Origin of the sequence: Pseudescherichia vulneris, assembly GCF_902164725.1 — a bacterium.
Classification (GTDB): Bacteria; Pseudomonadota; Gammaproteobacteria; order Enterobacterales; family Enterobacteriaceae; genus Pseudescherichia; species Pseudescherichia vulneris.
Genome location: NZ_LR607338.1, coordinates 3,370,233 through 3,380,783, shown reverse-complemented (window position 1 = coordinate 3,380,783; position 10,551 = coordinate 3,370,233). Strand labels below are relative to the sequence as shown.

Below are 10,551 nucleotides of genomic sequence, written 5' to 3'. Positions count from 1 at the left end.
CTCTATCATTCCGGCAGATAAATAGAAAACCGGCCAGCATAGCTGACCGGTTCTCTTCAAGCCTGAGCTACTTTTTCTCAGGCTTTTTGTCACCTGACTCCGGCGACTCGGAAGGATCGTCTTTTTCAACGTTCAGGGAGTAGTTAGTACGCATAGCGCCTCCTTATTTTTTGCCTTCGGCAATACCGGTGAGTTTCACATCGGTCTGTTTCTCTTCGTTCAGCGTCTCTTCCAGTAGCTTAGCCGCTTCTTTGTAACCCAGCTTCAGAGCCAGGGTACGCAGCGTACCGTAAGAGGCAATCTCGTAGTGCTCGACTTTTTGCGCCGCACCAATCAGACCTTCGTCGCGCAGCTCGCCTGCTTGAACGGAATCGATGATCTCCTGGGCCTCTTCCACCAGACCCTCAAGGGCGTGGCACTTCATACGGCGAATACGTAGGCCTTCGGTTACTTCAACAATCTGGTCAATTCGTTCAATCTGTCCGCGGGTTTCTTCGAGATGGGTTTCAAACGCGGTAACCAATTGTTCTGAGGTCGCTGCACGGGCCATTTTTGGCAGTGCGCGCGCTATTTGTTTCTCGGCGCTGTATATGTCTGACAGTTCATGAATAAAGAGATCTTCAAGTGTTTTTACCGCTGGCATAATTAATTCCTCTTTAGGTCGCCGGGATGGTCCCTTAATTAAGTGTGGCAATCCTGTAAAGGTAATTACAGGATTGCCACCGACAGTCAATATATACCTATTTAATCAAGGTTAATTAATTAAATAAGATATATGTGTGCTAAGGTCAGGAGGAACGACCGCCGCTGTGACTGTTTTGTCCGCCTTTCTTACCTGCTTCAGATGCGCGCTGCGGGTCGTTTTTGAAGTTCCCGCCGCTCTGCTGTCCGCCTTTACGGCCTGCTTCAGATGCACGCTGTTTATCTTCTGCAAAGTTTCCTGAACCGCCACGATGTTGTTGGGCCATAATATACTCCTTCCACATACAGTTTTGGTTAAAAATAGAGGGAAGTGATTCCCCCGTCAGGCATGTTTAACTGTAGCTATAATTCCCCCGCCTTCAAGTCAAAAACTCAAGGAAATATCAACAGCGAAGCATACCAGGAGCATTCCGAGAGCAATCATTTTTCCTTATAACGTGAAATCAAGCAGATAGGAAATATATTCCATAAGCGAAGCGGCAAATATATCGCTGCCACTAAATATTGCAAAATATGTCTTTTTATAACGAAACGACAATAAAAAAGCCCGCCGGAGCGGCGGGCTTAGATAACTCACTGAAACAGTATAGTTATTTTTTACGTGCGTACTTCAGCGAGTCCAGCGCCACGGCGAAGATAATGATGCCGCCCTTGATGATGTACTGCCAGTACGGGTTAACGCCGATATAGGTCAGACCGTAGTTGATAACGGTAAAGATGATGACCCCGGTCACTACCCCAAGCACCGTACCCACGCCACCGCTGAAGGAAACCCCGCCCACTACGCAGGCGGCAATGGCGTCCAGCTCGTACATGAAGCCGAGGTTGTTAGTCGCAGAGCCGATACGGCCCGCTTCCAGCATCCCGCCAAAGGCATAGAAGACGCCGGACAGGGCATAGATCATCAGCAGGTTAAGCGCTACGTTTACGCCAGAGACCTTGGCCGCTTCCGGGTTACCACCGATAGCGAAGATATTTTTACCGAAGCGCGTCTTGTTCCAGAGGATCCAGACAAAGGCCACGGCGATCAGCGCGTAGAAGGTGATATACGAGAGGCGGAAGCTGCCCAGCGCTACAAACCCTTGGGTAAAGGTAGAGAAGCCGCTGTCGAAGCCAGAGATTGGCGATGCACCCACGAAATCATAGTAGAGGGAGTTGATACCGTAGACGATGATCATCGTACCCAGGGTGGTAATAAACGGCGTCACGTTCAGGTAGGCGATGATAATCCCGTTCACCAGGCCAATGACCGCGCCAATTACACAGACGATAGCGATAACCGCGATAATCGGCATGGTGGCCATCTCCGGGAACACCTTGTTGGCGTTCTCCATTGACTGGAGCAGCGTTGCCGCGACGACCGCCGCCAGACCAACCTGACGTCCGGCAGAGAGGTCGGTCCCCTGGGTGACAATCAGCCCCGCCACGCCCAGCGCGATAATAATACGCACCGAGGACTGGGTTAGAATGTTACTGAGGTTAAGCAGACTCAGGAATGTTGGATCCTGGAAAATAATAATGGCCAGCAACACCAAAAGAACGACGTACAGACCGCCCTCTTTCAGGTAAGTGAGAAAACTCTTTTTATCTAACGCACTCATGTGAAGCCCCTGATCTTAAAGGTGCAAAGACGCAAGACGTAAAATTTCGTTTTGCGTTGTCGTTTTAGTGTCAACAATTCCGGCAACGAGGCCATTGCTCATAACCAAAATACGGTCGGTAATGCCCAGCAGCTCCGGCATTTCAGAGGAGATGATAATGATCCCCTTCTCTTTCTTCGCCAGCTCAGCGATCAGCTGGTAGATCTCAAATTTTGCCCCTACGTCGATACCGCGCGTAGGCTCATCCAGCATCAGGATCTCTGGCTGGGTCAGCAGCCAGCGGCCAATGATGACCTTCTGTTGGTTGCCGCCAGAGAGGGAGCCGATCTGCGTGCGGTGGCCCGGCGTTTTCACGCGCATCGAGTCGATAACCCACTGGGTATCGCTCTTCATCCGGCTGTTATCCAGCAGGCCGACTTTGTTTTTGTAGTTCTGGATGTTGGAGATAAGCGAGTTAAAACCGATATCCAGATAGGCGTAGATCCCCGTCGAACGCCGCTCTTCGGTTACCAGCGCAAAGCCGTTGTTGATCGCTTCGTTTGCAGTGTGGTTGTTAATTTTTTTGCCGTGCAGGGTTATGGTACCGCCTGATTTTTCGCGGATGCCAAACAGCGTCTCGACGATATCGGTACGCTTCGCCCCGACCAGACCGGCGATGCCGAGGATCTCACCCTTGTGCAGGTCAAAGGAGACGTCACGAATAGAGGGCTGGCGCAGGGAGGTCAGATTGCGCACCTCCATAATCACCTCACCCGGTGTGTTCTGTTTGTCCGGGAAGCGCTGGTTCAGCGAGCGGCCTACCATCATGGCGATGATTTTGTCCATATCCAGCCCTTCCAACGGCTGGGTGGCAATCCACTGGCCGTCACGCAGGATGGTAATTTCGTCGCAGAGCTGGAAGATCTCTTCCATTTTGTGCGAGATATAGACGATACCGCAGCCGCGCTCTTTCAGCTTGCGGATAATTTTAAACAGATGATTGACCTCTTTTTCGGTCAGCGAGGAGGTCGGCTCATCCATAATGACGATTTTGGCATCATAGGAGAACGCCTTGGCAATCTCGATCATCTGCATTTGCGAAACGGAGAGGGTTCCCACGCGGGCGCGCGGATCGATATCGATATCCAGCTCGTCGAAAATAGCCTTCGTATCGCGGTACATTTTATCCTGATCGACAAACACGCCTTTGGTGGGGTAACGCCCCAGCCACATGTTGTCCATCACCGACCGCTGTAGCACCAGGTTTAGCTCCTGATGCACCATAGATATCCCGTTTTCCAACGCCTCTTTGGTCGAATGAAAATCGATCTCTTTACCCTGGAATAGAATGCTGCCGGAATCTTTTTGATAGATCCCAAAAAGGCATTTTAATAACGTTGATTTTCCTGCGCCGTTCTCACCCATCAAGGCGTGAATAGAGTGCGGACGCACTTTTAAATTAACGTTATCGAGTGCCTTAACGCCGGGAAATGACTTGTTGATGCCGCTCATTTCCAACAAGAATTCACCTGACGACTGAGTAGTATCGCTGACCATAATTATACCTTGTTGGCCTCGCACATCGCGTTATAAAAGGGCGCATCAAGATGCGCCCAGTGAAAGCAGAACAATGAATTATTTATTGCTGAACTGAGAGAGGTTCTCTTTGTCCACGCCAACGTACGGGATACGAACGATTTTCTGTTCCAGCTTCCAGTCAGTACCGTCAGCCGCACCTTTACCGTCGGCAAGGTTTTTCGCCAGATCAAAGGTGGCTTTCGCCTGGTTGTTGGCATCGTTCAGAACGGTACCGGCCAGCGCACCGGATTTAACCAGCGCCAGCGCTTCTGGCAGGGCGTCAACGCCGAATACCGGAATAGAGGATTTGTTGTGCGCCTTCAGAGCTTCTACCGCACCCATTGCCATCGCATCGTTGTTGGCAATAACCACTTCGATTTTGTTAGCGTTCGGGCCAGAGAGCCATGCATCCATCTTATCTTTCGCCATGGCGGTATCCCACATGGCGGTGTCCAGCTGCAGCTGCTGGGTTTTCACACCCTTGTCGTTCAGCTCTTTAATCACGTAGGTGGTACGTGCTTCAGCATCCGGGTGGCCCGGCTCGCCTTTCAGCAGTACGAACTGGATCTGGCCATCTTTGTTCAGATCCCAGGTCGGGTTCGCCGCCCAGTGTTTAGCAATCAGATCGCCCTGGATGATGCCGGACTCTTTTGAGTCGGTACCGACATAATAGGCCTTATCGTAGCTGTCCAGCGCTTTGCGGGAAGGCTCTTTGTTGAAGAAGACAATCGGCACGTTCTGGCCGCGCGCTTTCTCGATAACCGTACCTGCGGCTGCCGGGTCAACCAGGTTAATCGCCAGCGCTTTAACGCCTTTCGCCAGCAGAACGTCGATCTGATCATTCTGTTTTGACTGGTCGTTCTGCGAGTCATTCATCAGCAGCTGAACGTCCGGCTTCTCTTTCGCATCTTTCTCAATTGCTTTACGCACAACCGACATAAAGTTGTCGTCATATTTATAAATGGTCACGCCAATACGGGTATCTGCCGCATGTGCTGCCGCGCCAAAAAGCATGCTTGCCATTACGGCAGACAGAGTTAAAACCTTCTTATTCATGGTATCTCCGGTTTATGCAGGGTAGTTCTTGTGAATAAAGATCGGCGGGCAGCAGAATAATGAAACGTTACTGTCGCCGAAGGTCACTCTAAAAATTGGGTCTTCCGTGTACGGTAACGCTCCAGAAAAGCTTTATTGATTGTCCCTTGCGAAGCATCATGCCTGACCGAACGGCCTGTATTACATAATGTTTCAGGCTCTGGAACGCTGACATCATAGTCAGCGCATTGTTAAGATACTGTGAATTTACTCACAGATTGAAAACGGTTACATGCTGCAATGTTATAAGTTAGTGATTGGAGCCACAGTTTGCCGCTGCGCCACCGAATGACGGCGTACCAGGGTCGGCATAAAGCAGTGGGTCGCGGCCAGATCCTGCGCCCCTGCAGCCCCCTGTAACGCCAGCTCCGTCGCCAGTCGGGCCATGGAGGCAATGGGATAACGCACCGTGGTCAGCTGCGGATCGGTATAGCGGGCAATGGGAATATCATCGAAACCAATGAGTGACAGATGCTGCGGTACGGCGATGCCGTTATCCTTCAGCGCCGTCAGCGCCCCGGCGGCCATGCTGTCGTTATAGGCGAAGACCGCAGTGAGGTGCAGATTACGGCCCAGCAGTTCAACCATGGCCGCCTCCCCGCCCTGCATATCCGGAGCACCGACGCCTACCCAACCTTCCGGCGCGTGGATGTCCCGCTCCGCCAGCGCCTGCCGCCAGCCCTGCTGGCGCAGATCGTTATCTTCTATCTGATGGCTTGAGCCAAGGTAGCCCACGCGCTGATGCCCCTGGGCGAGCAGCATCCGGGTGGCCATCACCGCCCCGCTGACGTTATCCAACGCAACGCAGCGGTGGGCGTATCCGGGCACCACGCGGTTGATTAGCACCATGCCGGGGATCTGCTCCATAAAACCGGCCAGCTCCTCATCGCTTAATGCTTTAGAGTGAACGATCAGGGCGTTACAGCGCTGGCGGATCAGGATCTCAATGGCATGACGCTCCTTTTCTGCCTCATGGTAGCTGTTGCCGATCAGGAGGTATTTCTGATGCTGCTGGGCCACGGTGTCGACCGCCTTGACCAGCGCACCGAAGAAGGCGTCGGAGACATCCATCACCACCACGCCAATGGTATCGCTGACCTGGGTCGCCAGCGCCTGGGCGTTGGCGTTGGGTCGATAGCCCAGCTGCGCCACGGCTTTCATCACCGCTTCACGCGTGTCAGGGCTGACCATCGCGCTGTTATTGAGCACGCGGGATACCGTTGCCACGGAGACGCCCGCACGACGCGCTACGTCACGAATGGTAATCATGCCCGGCCTCCTGATTGAGATTGCAGCAGCTCACAGTTTCCCCCTGGATTTAGCAAGAGCGCTATTCTGGCAGGGGGAGCGGCGGCGCTACGTGAGGAAGGTCACAGCACTGAAAACGGTTACATCCGTTTTGTTAATGATTGTGATCCAGATCGTTATCTGGATGTGTGGGAGAGTGTAACGCCTGCCGCACGGGCAGTTAGCTTACGCCATAGCCACTCCACCGGCCCCTGGCGAAAATGCCGTAGCCAAATCACGGAGAAGAGTATATTCACGGCCCAAATAGGTGGAACAAAGGCCAGCAGCTGTAAGCGGTCGAAGCGCATAAACAGGCCGAGATGATAGAAGAGCGTGGTGCAGATCAGGGTCTGTAACAGATAGTTGCTCAGCGCCATCCGCCCGACGCAGGCCACCGCCAGCACGATACGCCAGCGGCAGATCTGCGGCCAGAAGCCATAGGCCAGCGCCGCATAGCCGATGGTTTGCAGCGGGGCGCTAAGCTCGCGCGGCGCCTGTAAGAAAAAGGCGCACCAGCGGTATGACCATCCCAGCAGCCACTGGGCAACAATCGCTGGCAGGTTGATCGCCATGCCGGCAAGGATCAGCACCACGCCGGTTTTACGGTAGTGGCGCAGGGTAAACTGCCCTTTTAACCAGCCGCTGCGCATCAGCGCCGCCCCCATAAGCATCATGCCCGCCAGCTGCCAGCCATACTGCGCGCCCAGCGCAATCAGACTGTTAGAGAGCATATCCGCTCGGTTGCTGATGGCGTCATAGCCGCCGTGGGTCTTCCACCACTGCTCATACTGAAGGTTGGCCGCGTCAGGTATCCACGAGCGGCTGGTCTGGTTACCGGAGATAAAGCCCAGCAGCAGCAGCACGGCGATGCCAACGAGATAAAGCATAATGCCGGTATTGAACAGGCTTTTGATGCTCGGCGCGTCGCGCACCAGCCGCCAGCTGATTAAGCCCATCAGCCCATAGGCCAGCAGAATATCGCCATCCCAGAACAGCAGGCCATGAATAAAGCCCAGCAGCACCAGCAGGGTAAGCCGGGACTGGATCCAGCGCTTGCCCCGGGAGAGTAGCAGCTGAAGTCCTGCACCAAACAGCAGCGCAAACAGCGTCAGGAATTTTACCTGGGCGAAGAGGTCAAGCGCCGCCCAGGTCCAGGCATCGCGCAGCGTAATGTCGCCATACCAGGCCGGGTTGATATAGGCCGCCTTCGGTAAGCCAAAGGCGTTAATATTGAGCAGCAGAATACCGAGGATGGCGACGCCACGAATGAAATCCAGCGTAATGTTTCGTTCCATGGCGTCGCCTCTGCGCGTCATTGACGGGATCAGTTATGGTGACGCACGGCGCGCAGAAACTCCTGACGCGTATTCTGGCTAGATTTAAACAGCCCACCCAGCGAGGTGGTGGTGGTGGCGCTGGTGGCATCACGAATGCCGCGCGCTTTCACGCAGTAGTGCACCGCATCAATAGAGACGGCCACGTTGTTGGTTCCCAGCAGCGTTTGCAGCGCGATGAGGATCTGCTGCGTCAGACGCTCCTGCACCTGCGGGCGCTGGGCGAAGAACTGCACGATACGGTTGATCTTCGAGAGACCGATGACCGCATCTTTCGGGATATAAGCTACCGTTGCCTTGCCGTCGATAGTGACGAAATGGTGCTCGCAGGTGCTGGTCAGCGTGATATCGCGCACCGTGACCATCTCATCCACCTTCATTTTATTCTCGATGACGGTGATCTTCGGGAAGTTAGCGTAGTCGAGGCCGGAAAAGATCTCGTCAACGTACATTTTGGCGATACGGTGCGGCGTTTCCATCAAACTGTCATCGCTCAGATCGAGATTTAACAGTTGCATGATCTCGGTCATGTGTCCGGCAATAAGACGCTTGCGGGATTCGTTATCGAGGTCGACAGGCGGACGCAGCGGGGTTTCCAGCCCGTGCGCGACCAGCGCCTCATGGACAAGGGCCGCTTCTTTACTGAGTGATGGCATTATTTATTCTCCAGCAGGTGATGCTCTCCTTTGCCGCTAGCGGGGCAAAGTGCGCAATCATTGTGCGTGAGGACGCGAACAGAATCTAGTATTGCGAGCATGATAATTAGTGAAATTGCTATTACCTTTCATCATGACGTCGCCAGACCAGTGCCCCGGCGATAAAAAGCGCCACGCCAGCCAGACCCAGCGCGGGCTCCAGGCGATGGGTCAGCCAGGTCGACAGCGCCGAGGTCATCGGCCCGATCAGCTGGCCAACCGCATAGCCGGTGGTAAGCAGCCCGGCCATATAGCGCGCATGCCCAGCCGCCAGCTCGCGACCATAGAGCAGCGACAGCTGGACCGCGCAGAGGAAACCGCCGCCCACCAGCAACGCGCCGCAAACCAGTCCCGCCATGCCCGGCAGCAGCCAGGCAGCAATCACTCCGACGCCCTGCAGCCAGAGCACGACGGCGAGACGTTGGTGGCTCTCTCCTTTATGCCGCAGCGCCACGCTGAGGGCGATCCCCACCACTGCGGCGAGGCCAAACACCGGCCAGACAAATTGGGCAAACAGGCTGCCGGGAAAGCGCAGCGCCGCCATCTGGGAGAGAAAGGTGGCGGGCAGGATGTAGCCAAACCCGGCCAGGCTGTAGCTCCACGCCAGCCGCTTGATATTTCCGGTCAGTTGCAGCGGCTGCGGCTGTTCGCCGCTGCGGTGCAGCGCGCCCGGACGGGGCAGATCCCGGGCAACCAACGCAACCAGCACCAGCGCTAACAGGCCATACACCACCCAGCCCGCCGCCGCCGACAGCCCCTGAGCCTGGATCGCCACCGCCAGCAGGCCGCTGAGGGCAATACCTGCCCCAGGGCCAGCAAAGACTGCTGCGTTGAGGCCCGGCCTGCCGGTATGCGCCAGCCGATCGCCAACCCATGCGGCGGTCAGCACCATCGCCCAGCCGCTCATTATGCCGATAATCAGCCGCAGCATGCCGTGGAGCAACGGATCCACCGCCAGCGCAGAGAGAAGGGTCAGCAGCACCGCCCCGCCGATGCCGACGTAGAGCCTCTGCTCAACCCGATCGCGGGCGCGCATGGCATCCCACGCACCGATGAGGTAGCCAAGGTAGTTCAGCGCCGCCACCAGGCCCGTACTGGTCAGGCTAAGCTGGCCATCGCGGATCATCAGCGGCACCTGAGGCGTGAACGCAAAGCGTCCAATCCCCATCGCCACAATCAGCATGACAAAACCAGCCAGCGCAATGCGTACCGCCATAACTGCCTCAAATGTTAATAAAAAGTTGCGTTTATGATGCTTGATAATGTCTTGCTGCGGAAGTGAAAGTTACTCCCGGTGCGGGGAATTATCTGTATGATTAATCAAACAGACGAAAGTATGACGATCCGAGGAGACAAGCATGGAAATGCTCGAACAACACCGCTGCTATGAAGGCTGGCAACAGCGCTGGCAGCACCACTCCGCCGTACTGAACTGTACGATGACCTTCAGCGTCTTTGTGCCGCCGTCGGCCAACGATGCGCCGCTGCCGGTGCTCTACTGGCTCTCCGGCCTGACCTGTAACGATGAAAACTTCACAACGAAGGCAGGGGCACAGCGCGTAGCGGCCGAGCTGGGGATCGTGCTGGTCATGCCGGACACCAGCCCGCGTGGTGACAACGTGGCTGACGATGCCGGTTACGATCTCGGCAAAGGCGCGGGTTTCTATCTCAATGCCACCCAGCAGCCTTGGGCCGCCCACTACCGGATGTATGACTACCTGCGTGACGAGCTGCCAGCCCTGGTTAAGGCGCATTTTAACGTCAGCGAGCGCTGTGCTATCAGCGGCCACTCGATGGGCGGTCACGGCGCGCTGATCATGGCGCTAAAAAACCCCGGCAGATACACCAGCGTATCGGCTTTCGCGCCTATCGTTAACCCGGCGCAGGTTCCGTGGGGGGAGAAAGCGTTTAACGCCTACCTGGGTGATAACCGCAGCGACTGGTTGGCGTGGGACAGCTGCGCACTGATGCAGGCCAGCCAGCCGGAAGAGGCTATTCCGACGCTTATCGATCAGGGTGACGGCGACGCCTTCCTGGCCGAGCAGCTGCAGCCTGCCCGCCTCGCTGAGGCCGCGCGTCAAACCGACTGGCCGCTGACCCTGCGCGTACAGCCGGGCTACGATCACAGCTACTTTTTTATCGCCAGCTTTATCGAAGACCACCTGCGTTTTCATGCCCAATATCTGCAGGCGAATTAAGTACCATACCAATATGGCTACCCCGACGATCGCGGGGTAGTTAAATAGCAGCTAACTGGTAAGTTAATGCCGTTAACAATAT

The 10,551-nt window shown here is 55.4% G+C and carries 10 protein-coding genes; 1 reads left to right on the top strand and 9 read right to left on the bottom strand.

From position 1 onward, the window contains the following. Positions 1 to 163: 163 nt before the first annotated feature. The 9 genes from FN633_RS14085 to FN633_RS14045 all read right to left on the bottom strand — a co-directional run bounded on the left by FN633_RS14085 (position 164) and on the right by FN633_RS14045 (position 9,487). Positions 164 to 643 (bottom strand): YciE/YciF ferroxidase family protein, encoded by a 480-nt coding sequence (locus FN633_RS14085; protein ID WP_042389734.1) that lies wholly within the window; start codon positions 641 to 643, stop codon positions 164 to 166. 145 nt (positions 644 to 788) lie between these two features. Next, on the bottom strand, positions 789 to 968 hold the full coding sequence (locus tag FN633_RS14080; protein ID WP_042389732.1) for a con-10 family general stress protein: 180 nt from the start codon (positions 966 to 968) through the stop codon (positions 789 to 791). Positions 969 to 1,292: 324 nt separating this feature from the next. Continuing rightward, entirely contained in the window at positions 1,293 to 2,303 is a 1,011-nt protein-coding gene (mglC, locus tag FN633_RS14075) for a galactose/methyl galactoside ABC transporter permease MglC (protein WP_042389730.1), read from the bottom strand. 15 nt (positions 2,304 to 2,318) lie between these two features. After that, entirely contained in the window at positions 2,319 to 3,839 is a 1,521-nt protein-coding gene (gene mglA / locus FN633_RS14070; protein WP_154058130.1) for a galactose/methyl galactoside ABC transporter ATP-binding protein MglA, read from the bottom strand. 78 nt (positions 3,840 to 3,917) lie between these two features. Then, a complete protein-coding gene (gene mglB / locus FN633_RS14065; protein WP_154058129.1) occupies positions 3,918 to 4,916 on the bottom strand; it encodes a galactose/glucose ABC transporter substrate-binding protein MglB in 999 nt (332 codons plus the stop codon). Between the two features lie 282 nt (positions 4,917 to 5,198). Then, positions 5,199 to 6,239 carry an HTH-type transcriptional regulator GalS gene (galS, locus tag FN633_RS14060; protein WP_255211653.1) on the bottom strand — a complete coding sequence of 347 codons (1,041 nt, stop codon included), beginning with the start codon at positions 6,237 to 6,239 and terminating at the stop codon, positions 5,199 to 5,201. A 140-nt stretch (positions 6,240 to 6,379) separates the two neighbouring features. After that, complete coding sequence (gene yeiB / locus FN633_RS14055; protein ID WP_154058128.1) at positions 6,380 to 7,537, bottom strand: DUF418 domain-containing protein YeiB; 1,158 nt, start codon at positions 7,535 to 7,537, stop codon at positions 6,380 to 6,382. Between the two features lie 29 nt (positions 7,538 to 7,566). Beyond that, positions 7,567 to 8,232, bottom strand: coding sequence for a GTP cyclohydrolase I FolE (folE, locus tag FN633_RS14050; RefSeq protein WP_154058127.1), 666 nt, complete (start codon positions 8,230 to 8,232; stop codon positions 7,567 to 7,569). Positions 8,233 to 8,353: 121 nt separating this feature from the next. Beyond that, entirely contained in the window at positions 8,354 to 9,487 is a 1,134-nt protein-coding gene (locus tag FN633_RS14045) for a YbfB/YjiJ family MFS transporter (RefSeq protein ID WP_154058126.1), read from the bottom strand. Between the two features lie 142 nt (positions 9,488 to 9,629). Here FN633_RS14045 and fghA point away from each other — a divergent pair, with 142 nt between their 5' ends. Beyond that, entirely contained in the window at positions 9,630 to 10,469 is an 840-nt protein-coding gene (gene fghA / locus FN633_RS14040; protein ID WP_154058125.1) for an S-formylglutathione hydrolase, read from the top strand. Positions 10,470 to 10,551: the final 82 nt, after the last annotated feature.